This is a genomic window from Longimicrobium terrae, from assembly GCF_014202995.1.
Lineage (GTDB): Bacteria > Gemmatimonadota > Gemmatimonadetes > Longimicrobiales > Longimicrobiaceae > Longimicrobium > Longimicrobium terrae.
In genome coordinates this window covers 85,702-101,685 of the sequence record NZ_JACHIA010000003.1, presented here as the reverse complement: position 1 = coordinate 101,685, position 15,984 = coordinate 85,702, and the positions used below count along the sequence as shown (strand labels likewise).

Annotated in this window: 12 protein-coding genes; 10 read left to right on the top strand and 2 right to left on the bottom strand. The window is 69.7% G+C overall.

Translation table 11 applies throughout. From position 1 onward, the window contains the following. Positions 1-69 precede the first annotated feature (69 nt). The 3 genes from HNQ61_RS06500 (at position 70) to HNQ61_RS06490 (ending at position 3,724) form a co-directional block, all read left to right on the top strand. Positions 70-1,167 (top strand): D-TA family PLP-dependent enzyme, encoded by a 1,098-nt coding sequence (locus tag HNQ61_RS06500; protein WP_170036209.1) that lies wholly within the window; start codon positions 70-72, stop codon positions 1,165-1,167. A gap of 485 nt (positions 1,168-1,652) precedes the next feature. Beyond that, entirely contained in the window at positions 1,653-3,515 is a 1,863-nt protein-coding gene (locus HNQ61_RS06495) for a DUF2339 domain-containing protein (RefSeq protein ID WP_170036211.1), read from the top strand. Continuing rightward, on the top strand, positions 3,512-3,724 hold the full coding sequence (locus tag HNQ61_RS06490; protein WP_170036213.1) for a hypothetical protein: 213 nt from the start codon (positions 3,512-3,514) through the stop codon (positions 3,722-3,724). Before HNQ61_RS06495 ends, HNQ61_RS06490 begins: the two co-directional genes overlap by 4 nt. A gap of 668 nt (positions 3,725-4,392) precedes the next feature. Here the strand turns inward: HNQ61_RS06490 and cysK are convergent. Further along, complete coding sequence (cysK, locus tag HNQ61_RS06485) at positions 4,393-5,391, bottom strand: cysteine synthase A (protein WP_170036215.1); 999 nt, start codon at positions 5,389-5,391, stop codon at positions 4,393-4,395. Positions 5,392-5,912: 521 nt separating this feature from the next. Here cysK and HNQ61_RS06480 point away from each other — a divergent pair. Next, positions 5,913-8,042, top strand: a complete 2,130-nt coding sequence (locus HNQ61_RS06480; RefSeq protein WP_205761779.1) for a S9 family peptidase — start codon at positions 5,913-5,915, stop codon at positions 8,040-8,042. A gap of 407 nt (positions 8,043-8,449) precedes the next feature. Here the strand turns inward: HNQ61_RS06480 and HNQ61_RS06475 are convergent, their stop codons facing one another. Then, entirely contained in the window at positions 8,450-8,617 is a 168-nt protein-coding gene (locus HNQ61_RS06475; protein WP_170036216.1) for a hypothetical protein, read from the bottom strand. A gap of 1,020 nt (positions 8,618-9,637) precedes the next feature. Between HNQ61_RS06475 and HNQ61_RS06470 the strand changes: the two genes are divergently transcribed. From HNQ61_RS06470 to HNQ61_RS06445, 6 genes are all read left to right on the top strand, one after another. Continuing rightward, entirely contained in the window at positions 9,638-10,675 is a 1,038-nt protein-coding gene (locus HNQ61_RS06470) for a rod shape-determining protein (protein WP_170036217.1), read from the top strand. Between the two features lie 101 nt (positions 10,676-10,776). Next, positions 10,777-11,745 (top strand): rod shape-determining protein MreC, encoded by a 969-nt coding sequence (gene mreC, locus HNQ61_RS06465; RefSeq protein ID WP_170036218.1) that lies wholly within the window; start codon positions 10,777-10,779, stop codon positions 11,743-11,745. Positions 11,746-11,750: 5 nt separating this feature from the next. Beyond that, entirely contained in the window at positions 11,751-12,224 is a 474-nt protein-coding gene (locus HNQ61_RS06460) for a hypothetical protein (protein WP_170036219.1), read from the top strand. A gap of 61 nt (positions 12,225-12,285) precedes the next feature. Then, positions 12,286-13,521: a rod shape-determining protein RodA gene (gene rodA / locus HNQ61_RS06455; RefSeq protein ID WP_170036220.1), complete on the top strand. Its 1,236-nt coding sequence runs from the start codon at positions 12,286-12,288 to the stop codon at positions 13,519-13,521. A gap of 64 nt (positions 13,522-13,585) precedes the next feature. Further along, positions 13,586-14,464: an acetyl-CoA carboxylase, carboxyltransferase subunit beta gene (accD, locus tag HNQ61_RS06450; protein ID WP_170036221.1), complete on the top strand. Its 879-nt coding sequence runs from the start codon at positions 13,586-13,588 to the stop codon at positions 14,462-14,464. Next, positions 14,461-15,750 (top strand): Mur ligase family protein, encoded by a 1,290-nt coding sequence (locus HNQ61_RS06445; RefSeq protein ID WP_170036222.1) that lies wholly within the window; start codon positions 14,461-14,463, stop codon positions 15,748-15,750. The genes accD and HNQ61_RS06445 overlap by 4 nt, the downstream gene beginning before the upstream one ends. Positions 15,751-15,984: the final 234 nt, after the last annotated feature.

Here is a 15,984-nt window from a genome sequence, read left to right as displayed (position 1 = left end):
GTCATCTGTCGCCCAAGGCTCAGACGCGCCCGCCATTCCGTTGCCGCACAACGAACCCGATCGTCCCGAATGCCTGATCGCGCGCTGCACGTAGACCAGATCCAGACGCCCGCGCCCGTGGTGGACGTAAACCGCATGCACGCCAACCTGCGCCGCGCCGCGGAGTACACCGCCGCGCACGGCCTGGCGTGGCGGCCACACGCCAAGACGCACAAGAGCCCGGCGCTCGCGGCGGAGCAGCTTCGCGCGGGCGCCGTGGGCCTCACCGTGGCCACGCCGCGCGAGGCGGAGGTGATGTCGGGCGCGGTGGATGACCTGCTGCTTGCGTATCCCCCCATCGGGCGTGCCAAGCTTGACCGGCTGATGGCGCTTCCCGAGCGGGTGCGCCTGTCCGTGGGGCTGGATTCCGCCGAGGCGCTGGCGGGGCTGGCGGAGGCGGCGCACGCGTCCGGGCGCACGGTGGGCGTGCTGGTGGAGGCGGATGCGGGGATGGGACGCGTGGGCGTGCAGTCGCCCGCGGATGCGCTGGCGCTCGCGCGCATGGCGGCGGACGCGCCGGGGCTGGAGTTCCGCGGACTGATGTTCTATCCCGGCCACGTCCGCAGCCACGTGGAGGAGCAGGATTCGGCGATCCGCGCGCTGGCCGCACGGATCGCGGAGTTCGTGGACGCGCTCACGGCGGCGGGGCTCGCGCCGCGGGTCGTCAGCGGGGGGTCCACGCCCACGTTCTGGCGCTCGCACGAGGTGGCGGGGCTTACGGAAGTGCGGCCCGGCACGCAGATCTTCAACGACCGCACGACGGCGGAAATCGGCGCGTGCGGCTGGGACGAGTGCGCGTACTCGGTGCTGGCGACGGTGGTTTCGGTGGCTGTGCCCGGGCAGGCGGTGGTGGATGCGGGGAGCAAGGCGCTTTCCCGCGAGGAGATCCGCGCGGATGCGTCGGGATTCGGTGCGCTGCTGGACCGCCCGGAGATCGTGGTGAAGTCCGTGTCCGAGGAGCACGGCCTGCTGGACCTGTCCGCGACGGACTGGCGGCCGCGGGTGGGCGACCGCGTGCGCATCGTGCCCAACCACGTCTGCGTGTCCGTCAATCTCCACGAGCGCATCTACGGCGTGCGCGGCGACGATGTGGTGGATGTGTGGGAGGTCGAGGCCCGCGGGCGTTGAGGCTTGGACGCTGAGGGGGCGCGGACGGAGACTTCGCGAGGGTACGGTTCACGGCGAGAGCGGATAAATCCGCCGCTCCAAAAGCGGGAACCCCCGACAACGCGCTATTCGCGCGCGGTTCGGGGCTTCAACCGCAACGACCGCCAACGGCCGAACCATCCGCCGCACCGAACGGCTCCCCCTCTCCCGCGGAGCGGGTGGAGGGGGCTGGGGGGAGGGGGCCCTTTCCGGCCGCCTCGGTACCATCAGGAACGAGACAAGTTGCCGTTCTCCCCTCTCCGCGCTTCTGCTTCAGCCGGGAGGGGAGCGGGGAGGGGCCGGGGGAGGGGCCTCACAGCCCGAGGCGAGCACCAAACCCTCCGGCCCAAGCTGGCCCCGCCGAGTCAAGCCGCGCGGCGTGTGTTATATTCAGGACCCATCCCATCGAATCACGCACGCCAGACCTCCGTTCCGGGCCCCCGCCCGGCGTGGAAAAGCGCAGGCGAATGAGCAGTCCCCAAGACAATTTTCTGGAAGCGCGGATCGCGCGGCTGGAGCGGATGGTGGAGGAAATCCACCAGCGCCTTCCCGCCCTCGCGGGCACGCCTCCGGCTCCCGAAGCCGGCTTCCCGGCCGCGCCGCAACCGCCGGAGCAGCCCGCGGTCCCGCCGCTGTTCCCGCAGCAGGCGTGGCCGGGCTCACACACGGTTCCGCCGCTCTTTCCCGGGCAGGCACAGCCGCGCGCGCTCCCGCCGATCCATGCCGGAGCCGGGCCGGCGGTCGGGCGCGCACCCGCGCCGGTGATCCCCGACGAACTCGCCGCGCTGCTGCAGTGGGACAGCCAGACCTGGCTCAACCGGCTGGGCATCGTCATGCTCCTGCTTGGCGTGGCGCTGCTGTTCCGCTACTCCATCGACCGGGGCTGGCTCACCAACGAGGTGCGCGTGGCCTTTGGCGCGGCGGTGGGCGCGGTGCTGACGGGCATCGGGCTGCGGATGGACCGCGAGCGCCGCTTTTCCGCCGTGCTGCTGGGCGGCGGGCTGGCGGCGTTCTACATCACGGGGTGGGCCGCGTTCAACCTGTACGCGCTGGTGCCGTACACGATCGCGTTCATCGCCCTGGTCGCCATCACCGCGGCGGCGAGCGGGCTGGCGCTGTGGCGGAGCGAGCCGGCGCTGGCCGTGCTGGGGTCGGCGGGCGGGCTGGGTGTGCCGCTGCTGCTGGGGATCTCGTACGCCAGCCCGATGGGACTCGCCGCGTATACCTCCATGATCCTGGCGTGGACCGCCGTTCCATACATCCGGCGCGGCTGGCGGTCCACTGTGTGGACGGCCAACGGCTTCGCGTGGACGCTGCTGGCGCTGTACGCCAACTGGCTTCCGACCACTTTTCAGGCGACGACGGCCGGGCGCGGGTGGATTCAGGCGGCGGCGCTGTTTGCGTGGGTGATCCTGGGCGCGCTTCCCATTGCGCGGCGCGTGGGCGGATGGTTCTCCCAGTCGCACGCGCGGCACGCGGAGCGCCGCTGGTCCGGGCTGGAGTCGCTGCACTGGTACGGAATCGCCATCGTCCCCCCGGCCATGCTGGTGCTGGTGACGGCGCTCACCTGGCGGATGTGGAACCAGTCGTGGGGTGTGGTGACGATCTGCGTGGCGGCGGCGTACGCCCTCGCGGCGGCGGGGCTGCGGCGGCGCGACATCCGCATGGCGCGCGTGCTCCTGATCTCCGCGGCCGCGCTGCTCCCCGTGGGGTGCCTGGGCGCGCTCGAGGGGCCGGTGCTGCTGGTGTCCATCGCCGCGCAGATGCTGGCGCTGCACGTGCTCGCCATCCGCGGCGCGGGGCCGGCGGCGCGGTGGATGGCGCACAAGCTGTTCGTGGTGGCCGGGCTGTGGACGCTGTACCGCATCGCGGTGCCCGGCGAGGCGAGCGCGGGGCGCGTGCTGGCGGATGTGGCCGTAGTGGCCGCCGTCTTCGCGTCGTCGTTCGCCATCCGCGTGCGGGACGAGATCGTCATCTACCGCGTCTATGCGCACATCGGGGTGATGGGGATCGTGCTGCGCGAGGTGGCGACGCGGCCGGGAGGGCAGGGGATCGCCACGATCATCTGGTGCGCGTACGGCCTGGGGCTGCTGCTGCTGGCCACCAAGCGCGGATCGGCGACGATGGAACGGCTGGCGATCGCCACGCTGCTGGCGACGGTCGCCAAGCTGTTCATGGTGGACCTGGCGCGGCTGGATGCGCTGTTCCGCGTGCTGATTTTTCTGGGATTCGGCGCGGTGTTCCTGTGGCTCAGCTACTCGCTCGCGGGGTGGTGGCGCCCCGCCGCGCCGGCCGAGCCCCCCGCGAGCCCGGCGGGCCGCGACGGATGACGCAGCCGTACTCGCCACCGCCCGGCCTGTGCGCCGCGTGCGAGAACGTAAAGATCATCGACACGAGGAAAGGATCTCGCTTCTACCTCTGCCAGCTGGCGGAGGTGGATGCGCGGTTTCCCCGGTACCCGCGCATTCCCGTGCTGCGCTGCCACGGCTTTCGCGAAGCCGAGGTCCCCGTCGCGGCGGAGATGGAGACGGGGGATTGAGGGCGTGATGGAGGGACAGGCGAGGGGTGACGGGGGATGAGGTAGCTGGAACCTTCGGAGATTGGCTGGGCCGCGGGCTGGGGCCCTCACCCCGCGTGCTGCGCACGACGACCCTCTCCCACGAACAGATGTGGGAGAGGGAGCACACCCCAGGTTGGCGCGGGGTGGATGGCGCGGACAACAATCAGGCATCCGGGTGCGCGGGTTGTCGCCCGGCGGTTGAAACCGCGCCTCGAGACACACGAAGTCCGCCTCCGCGGACTGTGCCTGCGGCTACGGTGTGGATTCCCCAACGCAGTTGAAGCCCCGATCATGGACGCGACAGCGGCCGTGAGTCGGGGCTTACCGCTGTTTGAGCGGCGGATTCATTCGCTCTCGATGCCCGCGGCCGCTCCAATTTCAGCCGCCCGCGCGGAACCATCCGCCTCGCCCATGGTGGGCACCTCGCGGGTCCGCACCGAGCTTTCCGTCCCAACAACCCTCCCCCAGTCGTTTTTGGGGGAGGGTGGGCGAGTAGTACGAGCCCGGGTGGGGGCCGCCCTGAACTCCGCCACCCGCACGGCATCCATCCCCGCATGCAGGCGGGAACGAAGACGGGCGGGCGCCATCCCCGGCGCCCGCCCGTCGATCAAATCTCATCCATCAAACCCACCCACCAACCACCCGGTTCACGCCGACGGTGTGGCGGGCTCGGCGAGCGCGTCTTCGTACTCGCTGAAGTCGGGTTCCGGCTGGTCCGCATACACCGGGTTGGACAGGTATCGCTCCCCGAAGTCGCAGATCACCGACACGATCAGCTTTCCCTCCATCTCCGGCCGCGCCGCCACCTGCAGCGCCGCCCACGTGATGGACCCCGACGAGATCCCCGCGAAGATCGCCTCCTCGCGCGCCAGCCGCCGCGCGGTGGCGATCGCGTCGTCGTTGGTCACCTGGATGACCTCGTCATAGATCTGCCGGTCCAGGTTGCCCGGCACGAACCCCGGCCCGATCCCCTGCTGCTTGTGCGGCCCCGGCTGCCCGCCGCTGATCACCGGGCTTTCCGCCGGCTCCACCGCAATGATGCGCAGGTCCGCCCGCCGCTCCTTCAGATAGCGCCCCGCGCCGCTGATGGTGCCGCCCGTGCCGACGCCGGCGATGAAGACGTCGATATGGCCGTCCGTATCCTCCCAGATCTCCGGCCCCGTAGTGCGAAAGTGCACGGCGGGATTCGCGGGATTGTCGAACTGGCGCGCCATCCAAGCCCGGTCGCCCAGCGCCGCGGCGATCGCCTCCGCGCGGGCGATGGCGCCCTTCATCCCCTTGGCGCCTTCCGTGAGCACCACCTTGCAGCCCAGCGCGCGCAGCAGGTTGCGCCGTTCGATGGTCATTGTCTCGGGCATGGTGAAGATGCAGCGGTAGCCGCGCGCAACGGCCGCGTACGCCACGCCGATCCCCGTGTTGCCGCTGGTGGGATCCACCACCACCATCCCCGGCCGCAGGTCGCCGCGGGCGATGGCATCGTCCACCATCGCGGCGCCGATGCGGTCCTTGACGGAGTTGAAGGGATTGAAGCCTTCGTGCTTGACCACGATGCGCCCGGGCAGCCCCGCGCCCAGGCGGTTGAGCTGAATGAGCGGCGTGCCGCCCATGGTCTGCGTGATGTCGCCGTAGATTCTGCCGCGTGACATGCGGAGCCTCCTGAAGCAGAGAGATTGGCCGACGGCGCCGGCCGCCGCTGGGCGATACCCATCGTCCGAAAGCCGGTTCCGCGCGCTCCCAGTCCGCCACGTACGCGCGGCGGTTCTCGCGGCCGGACCCTCCGCGCACCCCCGCAACCGCCGCGCCCTCCGCGTGAGGGCTGTTTCCCACGGCGCCATCCTGCGACGCGAATCCGACGGCCGCGCGCCCGGCCCTCCATCCGCCAACCCTGGCAGACAGCCCGCGGGGACGGTCCGTGCCTCTGCCCGTCATCCGCGCGGGACGCGGGTGATCCGCACATCCGGCGATCCATCCACACCGGAGAACATCGCCCGTACGCCGGCCTCACATCCGCCGGATTCGAGCGATCCGCACGCCGGGAACGCGCGGCCGATCGTCCCCCGGAACAGCGCTCCATCCGCCATGAACGTCCGTCTTTCCGGATGACGGATCGCGCGCTATCCTGAGTGCTGCCCGTTTAGCACCCGCCGATCACGCACCCGGAGGCCGGATGTACAGCCGCACCGCGCGAACCCTCATGCTCCTTGCCCCCGTTCTGGCGGCGGCGCCCGCCGCCGCGCAGACCGCGCGCGACCTGCCGCGGCCGCCGGTGGCGCGGGTGCTTCCCCGTACGGACACGCTGCATGGCGACGTGCGCGTGGACAACTACTTCTGGCTGCGCGACCGCGCCAACCCGGAAGTCATCTCGTACCTGCAGGCGGAAAACCGCTACGCCGACACGGCCATGGCCGGCACCCGCGCGCTTCAGGAAACGCTGTACCAGGAAATGGTCGGCCGCATCAAGCAGAACGACCTTTCCGTTCCGGACCGCATCGGGCCGTACTTCTACTACTCGCGCACGGAAGAGGGAAAGCAGTATCCCATCTACGTGCGCCGCCGCGGCAGCATGACCGCGCCCGAGGAAGTGATCTTCGACCAGAACCGCATGGCCGAGGGGCACGGCTACTACTCGCTGGGCGCGTTCGCCGTCAGCCCGGACCACCGCATGCTTGCGTTCGCGGTGGACACGGCGGGCTCGGAGCACTTCACGCTGATGGTAAAGGACCTCAGCACCGGCCAGGTGCTGCCGGACCGCATTGACGACGTGCACTTCGGCGTGACGTGGGCGGCGGACAACCGCACCCTGTTCTACACGCGCACCGATGCGTCGCAGCGCCCGGACCGCATCTTCCGCCACGCCGTGGGCACCCCCACCGCGTCGGACGTCAAGGTGCACGAGGATGCCGACCCGCTCTTTCGCGTGAGCGTGGAGCGCACCAAGGACAACCGCTTCATCGTGGTGGGCTCGGAAAGCTACACGACGTCCGAGGCGATGGTGGCGCCCGCGGCGGGCCCCTTCACCTTCCGCATGGTTTCGCCGCGGCAGGACGGCGTCATCTATTCCGTGGAGCACCAGGGCGACCACTTCGTCATCCGCACCAACGCCGACGGGGCCAACAACTTCAAGCTGGTGCAGGCGCCGGACGCCGATCCGTCGCGCCGCGCGTGGCGGGAACTGGTGCCCGCGCGCGACTCCGTGCTGATCGACGGCATGGACGTGTTCCGCAACTTCCTGGTGCTGTACGAGCGGGGCAACGCGCTGCGGCAGATCCGCGTGCGCGACGTGCGCAGCGGGCGGGAGCACGCCATCTCCTTTGACGAGCCGGTGTTCAACGCGTCGCCGGGAAGCAATCCGGAATACAACACGGATACGCTGCGCTTCGGCTACACCTCGCTGGTCACGCCGTCGTCCGTGTACGACTACGACATGGGACGGCGCGAGCGCATGCTGCGCAAACAGACCGAGGTGCTGGGCGGGTACGATCCCGCGCGGTACGCCAGCGAGCGCACCTGGGCGCGCGCGTCAGACGGGACGATGGTCCCCGTCTCGCTCGTCTACAAAAAGCCGTTCGTGCGTGACGGAAGCCGGCCGCTGCTGCTGTACGCGTACGGATCGTACGGCATCAGCACCGATCCGGCGTTCAGCGTGGCCAACCTGAGCCTGCTGGACCGCGGGGTGGTGTACGCCATCGCGCACATCCGCGGCGGGCAGGAGATGGGCCGCGGCTGGTACGACCAGGGCAAGATGATGAACAAGCGCAACACGTTCACCGACTTCATCGCGGCGGCCGAGCACCTGGTGGGCGAGCGCTACACCTCGCGCGAGCGGCTGGCCATCCGCGGCGGCAGCGCGGGCGGGCTGCTGATGGGCGCGGTGGTGAACCTGCGCCCGGACCTGTTCCGCGCGGTGGTGGCGGACGTGCCGTTCGTGGACGTCATCAACACCATGGCCGACGCCAGCATTCCGCTCACGACGGCGGAGTGGGTGCAGTGGGGCAACCCGGTGGCGAGCGAGCAGGAGTACCGCTACATGCTTTCCTACTCGCCGTACGACAACGTGGAGGCCAAGGCGTACCCCACCATGCTGGTGACGACGGGGCTGAACGATCCGCGGGTGGCGTACTGGGAGCCGGCCAAGTGGGTGGCCCGCCTGCGCGCCACGCGCACCGACGACAACCTGCTGCTTCTGCGCACCAACATGGGCGCGGGCCACGGCGGCTCGTCGGGCCGGTACGACGCGCTGCGCGAGACGGCGTTCCGGTACGCGTTCGTGCTGCACAATCTCGGGATCGACCGGTGAGGAAGTGCGAAAGTGCCAAGTGCGGCATCGTCGGCCCAAACGCCGCACCGCCCCCGGGCACTAGGCACTGAGCATTGGGCACTGCTGTTCCCGCACTCACGCACTAACGCACCCAGCACTCACGCACCTCAGTTCCGGGCGTGTCCCCGCTGCGCGGGGCCGGGCTTCGCGCGCCGTAGGCAACGATACAGCTGTTGCCAACGGCGCCGAGCCCCCGGTTCGCGCCACGGCTGAGACGTGGATGGCGGCCTCGATGCACGCGCGAACCGGGTTCTCGGCCCTCCGGGCGCGAATCCCTCACGCAACTCACCCCGGCGGCGGCATTCCATCGGCACGAAAACGCGGGCCCGGCGACATGCCGGGCCCGCGTCCGTTCGTCTCCCGCCTCGCGCGTGGAAAAGTGGATCTCAGAACGCGGGCGTGCAGGGGCAGCAGGTCAGCCGGGTGCCGGGCGTGTAGCACAGCGTTCCGCTCAGCGCTTCGTTGCCGTCCACCGTTCCGCGCTCGGCCTGCTCGATCTCCATCTCGAACGAATCCACCGCCAGTTCGTCGATCCGCAGCGTAAGCTTGCTCATGGCGTCTCCCGGAATCCGCCCCGGCCCGCCGCGCGCATTCGGCGCGGCGCTCCGCGGCTGTGTGCCCGAACCGTAATCGGTCGCGAAACGATGGGCAAGGATGATGCGCGATCAGTCATCCCTCGCAGGCGGTAGAAGATGAGGTCCACGGCAAGGCCGAATGCGGACGAAACGGCTCCTGCGACAGGCTGTGGGCCCTCACCCCGCGTGCTCCGCACGACGACCCTCTCCCACGAACGGATGTGGGAGAGGGAGCACACACCAGTTTGGCGCGGGGTGGATGGCGCGAACGCGTGAACATCAATCAGGCATCCGGGTGTGCGGATTGTCGCCCGGCGGTTGAAACCGCGCCTCGAGACACACGAAGTCCGCCTTCGCGGACTGTGCCTGCGGCTACGATGTGGATTCCCCAACGCAGTTGAAGCCCCGATCGTGGACGCGACAGCGGCCATGAGTCGGGGGTTCCCGCTGTTTGAGCGGCGGATTCATTCGCTCAACGAGATCCGCTCCACGCCCGTACTATGGCTCCCGCGCGAACCGTACGCCTCGCTCCCGCTCCGAATCTCCGCGCTGCGCACCGAACCATCCGACCCAACAACCCTCCCCCAGTCTTTTTTGGGGGAGGGGTGGGCGAGTAGTACGAGCCCGGGTGGGGGCCGCCCGCGGACTCCGCCCCACGAACGCCACCATTCGTCCCGTCCAGGCGGGCGGCGGCACCCCCATCCACCCATCCACCCATCCCCAATCCACACCAGCACTTGCACGATTGTCTGCCGCTGTAGCAGATTGGCCGTGCATCATCAAACCTGGTCTGCTCCGCCCCCGGCGCGCATTCCGTACTCCCCGGCATGGCGCGTGCATGTGCGCACGGCGATTCCCGGGTGGTGCCGGGTTGCGGTGGTGCCGGGGGCGGCCTAGCTTTGCGCCCCTCGTAAGCCAACGGATTACAGGGCAAAACCACACGCCACAGGCGCCCGCAGGGCCTCGGACGGCCCCGGCGAGAACGTACGGAAAGAGCACATGGCCTTCAGCTGGTTCCGGTCGGGGAGCTTCATCCCGGTCAACGACATCGCCGTCGACCTTGGGACGGCGAATACCCTGGTGTACGTAAAGGGCGAAGGCATCGTCCTGAACGAGCCCTCGGTGGTGGCCATGGAAAAGGCCACGAACCAGATCAAGGGCATCGGGCTCGAGGCCAAGCGCATGCTGGGCCGCACCCCCGAAGGCATCACCGCGGTGCGCCCCCTCAAGGACGGCGTCATCGCCGACGTGGACGTCACCGAGATCATGCTGCGGTACTTTCTGCAGACGGTGACCTCCAAGCGGTTCCTGAAGCTCAAGCCCACGGTGGTGGTGGGCGTGCCCTCGGGAATCACCGAGCTGGAGCGGCGCGCGGTTCGCCAGAGCGCGGCCGCGGCGGGCGCCAAGGAAGTGTACATGGTGGCCGAGCCCATGGCCGCGGCCATCGGCGTGGGGCTGCCGGTGGAAACGCCCACGGGCAACATGGTCATCGACATCGGCGGCGGCACCACGGAAATCGCGGTGATCGCGCTGTCGGGGATCGTGTGCGACACCAGCATCCGCGTGGGAGGCGACGAGATCGACAACGCCATCGTCACCTTCATGCGCAAGAACTACAACCTGATGATCGGCGAGGCCACGGCCGAAGCGGTCAAGATCCAGATCGGGTCGGCCTACAGCACCGGCGACGAGCGCGAGATGGACGTCAAGGGGCGCGACCTGGTGTCGGGCATTCCCAAGACGGTGCGCGTGCACTCGCAGGAAATCCGCGAGTGCATCCAGGAGCCCATCCAGGCCATCGTGGAAGCGGTGCGCCGGGCGCTGGAAATCACCCCGCCGGAGCTGGCCAGCGACATCGTGGACCGGGGCATCGTGATGACGGGCGGCGGAGCACTCATCCGCGGCCTCGACAGCCTGATTGCCCGAGAAACCAACCTTCCAATTCACGTCGACGAGGATCCGCTCACCTGCGTGGTTCGCGGGGCCGGGCGCATTCTGGACGACGTGATCAAGTACAAAGGAGTGTTGACGTCCTGAGCGCGTTCAGACCGTACCTGCGCGGCGCCGGAGAGCGCGGCCGCAAGCGAGACCTGGCCATCGCCGGGACGTTCGCCGCCCTGGCCGGGCTGGCGTACCTGATGCCCAGCCCGTTTCAGGACGGCGTGGGGCACGCTCTCCGCAGCACCGTGCTCTACCCGTTCGTGGCGCTGCAGCGCGGCGCCGCCGACCGCGAGGGCCGCTTTGCCGACGTGGGCCGCCTGCGCTCCGAGCGCGACAGCCTGGCCTCGTTCCTGGTGGGGCAGGCCACGCTCGCCTCCGAGAACCGGCAGCTGCGCCAGCTGCTGGGCTTCCGCGAGCGGCTGACCTACTCGTTCGTCCCCGCCGAGGGGCGCTGGGTGGCGGGGCAGGGCTCGCAGGGGCTGCTGCGCCTGTCCGTGGGCCGGCGCGACGGGCTGCGCGACGGCGCCGCCGTGATCACCGCCGACGGGCTGGCGGGGCAGGTGGGGCAGCTGGGAAGCGCCACCGCCATGATGAAGGCCTGGACGCACCCGGACTTCGCGGTCTCGGTGATGACCCAGGACGGCGAAACCTACGGCGTGGCGCACCCCATTCAGCGCGAGGGGATCGACATGCTGGCCTTCAGCCCGGTGGCGTTCCACACCGCGCCCGACACCGGCGCGCTGATCGTCACCTCGGGTGAGGGCGGCACCTATCCGCAGGGCATTCCCGTGGGCCGCGTGGCCGGCGAGGGCAAGGACCCCGGCGGGTGGCAGCGCATCTACTACGTCCGCCCGCTGGTGACGCCCGGACAGGTGTCGCACGTGCTGGTGCTGGGCGATCCGGTGCAGGGCGCGTCGGACCAGAACCTGGCCGCCGCGTGGGGCGTGCGCCTCACCGCGCCGGCCCCGGCCGATTCGGCGGCGCGCGGGCTGAGCCCCGATGCCGCGGCCCCGGCCCGTCCGGCGGCGCCCAGGCCCGCCGCGCCGCGCCCGGCCGCACCGCGTCCGCGGCCCCGCCCGGTGGACCCCACGCCGGAACTGCCCGGCCGTCCCGTATTTCCGGGTGAGCCCCAGGCTCCGCCCGCCACCCAGAATCCGGGAGAGTAGGTTACGTGACGGAGGGAACGCGTTGGCAATTCGTGGCGTTCATCGCGGTGCTCGCGGTGCTGTACTTTCTGCTCCGGATCGGCATGGGGCTGGGAGAATTCGCGCCGGACCTGCTGGTGGTCGCGCTTCTGCTGGCCGCCCGGCGCATGCGCGCGGGGTGGGCCGCGGGGCTGGGAGTGCTGCTGGGCCTGCTGGACGGGTCGGTGAACATGTACACCTTTGGCGCCGGCGCGCTGGCGCTGGCGGTGCTGGGCTACCTGGGCGCCCGTTCGCGCGAGTGGATCGCCGGCGACAGCCCGGTGGTGCTGGTCATCTACCTGATCGCCGGCAAGTGGCTGTATGATGCGATGATGTACCTGCTTCTGCTGCGTACCGACGTGGCGGGGCCGGTGAGCGGGCTGGCGTTTTCGCTGATCGCCGCGATCTACGCGGGGGCGGTGGGGCTTGCGGCCGCGGCGGCGTACCGCGCGGTGGCATGAAGGGGGTTCTCATGTGCGGGTCGGGGATGGACGGCGTGCTCCGCGCGCCTGAGAGGGCGGCATGAAGCGCTACGCGCAGGTGCGGCTGGGAGACCCGGTGCTCTTCTGGCTGGTGGTGGGGCTGGCCGTCTTCGGGATCTGCATGATCTTCAGCGCCGGCGCCGTGGACGTTCCCGGCACCCGTGCCGAGGGGACGTGGCGCCAGCAGCTCATCTTCTTCACCCTCGCCATCCTGCTGGTGCCGGTGCTGCTGAGGGTGCGCTTCGGATGGCTGGAGTGGGGCGCGCAGCCGGCGTACGCGCTGGGGCTGGTGCTGCTGATGGCGGCGCTGGTGTTCGGCAGCGGCGGCACGACCGGCGCAAGCACCAAGAGCTGGATCCGCGTGGGACCCGTGGGCCTGCAGCCCTCGGAGGTGGCCAAGATCGCCACCGCGCTCATGCTGGCGCGGGTGCTGGGCGAATGGCGCGAGCCGCCCAAGACGCTGTGGGCGCTGTGGAAGCCCATCGGCGTCGTCGCGCTCCCCATGGGGCTGGTGATGCTGCAGCCGGACCTGGGCTCGGCGCTGGCCTTCGCCAGTATCCTGGTGTGGTGCCTGTACTGGGCCGGCACGCCGGTGCTCACGATCTTCTTTCTGATCAGCCCGCTGCTCAGCCTGTTCCTGAGCATCAGCGTGTGGGTGTGGGGCTTCTACATCGTCCTGCTGATGGCGATGCTCTTCTGGCGCAACGCCTTCATCAGCGAAAAGATCTCCATCTTCGTGGCCAACGCGGTGGCCGGCGCCGTGGCGCTGCCGCTGTGGAACATGCTGAAGCCATATCAGAAGGCGCGCTTCATGGTGTTCCTGGACCCGGCGAGCGACCCGCGGGGCACGGGGTACAACCTGATCCAGAGCCGCGTGGCCATCGGCAGCGGCGGCTGGTTCGGCAAGGGCTTCATGGAAGGTCCGCAGAAACGGCTGGCCTTCCTTCCCGAGCAGCACACCGACTTCATCTTTGCCGTCATCGGCGAAGAATTGGGGTTCATCGGCGTGCTTGCCGTGCTGCTGACCTTCGGGCTGATCTTCTGGCGGCTGATCCGCGTCGCGGAGCGCTCGCGCGATCCGTTCGGCTCTCTGGTGCCCATCGGCATTCTGGGAAGCTGGTTCACCCACGTGCTCATCAACGTGGGGATGACGGTGGGGGTGATGCCCGTGACCGGCATTCCGCTTCCCTTCATCAGCTACGGCGGCTCGTTCCTGCTGGTGAACCTGCTGGCGATGGCCGTCATCCAGCGAATCGCGGCCGAGAAGGCGCGCTGACTTCGGTCAGCGCGCCCCTCGGCCCGCCTCCGCATCTCCATTCCCGACACACACTCCGGTCCTCATGGCCTGGTTTCGCAAGCCCAAGACGCGCCTGCAGGCGGCCGACCGCCGCGACCTGCCCGGCGAGCTCTGGGAAAAGTGCCCCAACTGCGGTGAAATTCTCTACACGCAGAAGCTCAAGGAAAACTGGAACGTCTGCCCCAACTGCGCCTTTCACCTCCGCCTTTCGGCCGACGGCTACGTCGCGCTGCTGACGGATGAGGGAAGCTTCACGGAGATGGATGCCGACCTGCGCTCCGCCGATCCGCTGGGCTTCGTAGACCTGAAGCCGTATCGCGACCGCCTGGTGGCCGCGGAGCGCAAGAGCGCGCACGGCGACGCGGTCATGACGGGCGGCGGCACGCTGGACGGCATTCCGGTGGAAGTGGGCGTGATGGACTTTTCGTTCATCGGCGGGTCGATGGGCTCCGTCGTGGGCGAAAAGCTGGCGCGCGCGGGGATGCGGGCGCTGGAGGCGCGCAAGCCGTACATCATCGTGTCCGCGTCCGGCGGCGCGCGGATGATGGAAGGCATCTTTTCGCTGATGCAGATGGCCAAGACCTCCGCGGTGCTGGCGCAGATGCACGAGGCCGGCGTGCCGTACGTAGCGCTGCTGACGGATCCCACGACGGGCGGCGTGACGGCGTCGTATGCCATGCTGGGTGACCTGAACCTGTCGGAGCCCAACGCGCTGATCGGGTTCGCGGGGCCGCGCGTCATCGAGCAGACTATCAAGCAGGAGCTTCCCGAGGGCTTTCAGCGCGCCGAGTTCCTGCTGGAGCACGGGATGCTGGACGACATCGTGGACCGCCGGCAGATGAAGGCGTACCTGTCGCGGTCGCTGCGGCACATGCTGGGGCTGCCGCCGTCGGAAACGCTTCGCGCGCCCGAAGCGGCGTGAAGGCGGACGATCCCGCCGCGTGGCTGTTCGCGCGGACGACGGGCGGCATCCGGTGGGGGCTGGAACGGACGGAGGCGCTTCTCGCCGGTGCGGATGATCCGCACCGGCGTTTCGCATCCCTGCACGTTGCTGGCACCAACGGAAAGGGTTCCGTTTCCGCGCTGTGCGATTCCGTTCTCCGCGCGGCGCGTCCGGAGCGCGCGGCCGGGCTGTACACGTCGCCGCACCTGATCCGCTTTCCCGAGCGCATCCGCATCAACGGCCGCGCGGTGGACGACGCGCTGCTGGCCGCGTGCGAGGCCGAACTGCGCCCCGCGATCGAATCGTCCGGCGCGACGTTCTTTGAGGCGACGACCGCGCTCGCGTTCCTCTGCTTCGCGCGCGCGGGGGTGGAGATCGCCGTGGTGGAGGTGGGGCTGGGCGGGCGGCTGGATTCCACCAACGTGCTGGACCCGCTGGTCTGCGCGGTGACCAACGTCGCCGTGGATCACACCGAGTACCTGGGCGATACGGTGGAGGCGATCGCGGCGGAAAAGGCGGGCATCTTCAAGCCCGGCGTTCCCGCGATCACGGGCGAGTCCGCGCCGGGCACGCTCGCCGTCCTCCGTGCGCGCGCGGAGGATGCGGGCGCGCCGCTCACCGTGCTCGATGACGTGGCGGAGGTGGATGACGTGCGGCTGTCGCTGGAGGGCACGCGCTTCCGCCTGCGCTCCGCGCGATGGGGAGAGCGCGAGGTGCACGTTCCGCTGATCGGCGCGCACCAGGCGCGCAACGCCGCGCTCGCGGCGGAACTGCTGGGGCTGCTGCCGGATGACGTGCGGCCGTCGTGGGAGGACGTGGAGCGTGGATTCGCGGCGGTGCGGTGGGCGGGGAGGATGCAGGTGGAGCGCATCCGTGGCGGAACGTGGATCTTTGACGTCGCGCACAATCCCGCGGGCGTGCAGGCGCTCTGCGCGTCGCTGGATGCGATGACGCTGGAGCAGCCCGTCATCCTCCTTGCCTCCGTGCTGGCGGACAAGGATTGGGCGCACATGCTTACGCCGCTGCTCGCTCGATCCAGCGCCGCCATCCTCACCGTCCCCACCTCCGCGCCGGATGACCGCAAGTGGGACGTGGACGCGGTCGCGGCGAGTCTCGCGACGACAATCCCCGTCCGCGTCATCCCCGACCTGCCTTCCGCCGTGATGCGCGCGGAGACGATGGCGCCCTACGGCACCGTGCTCGTCACCGGCTCCGTGCACACCGTCGGCGACGCGCTGGAGGCTCTGGGGATCGATATCGGCTGAGGCGCGGGGGCGAGCTCGAAACTGCCGTTTCACACGGAGGACACGGAGGAGGCACGGAGGTCACGGAGGAACGGCAACGGACAAAATCTCACGCAGAGACGCAGAGCCGCAGAGAAAGATAAGGACATAAGGAAGGAAGATGATGACTTCCCTTCTCGCTGTCCTCTCTGTGCCTCTGCGGCTCTGTGTGAGGTTCTGTTCGCGGCGGAGTTCCGGTGGGAGCGCGTCCGCGCG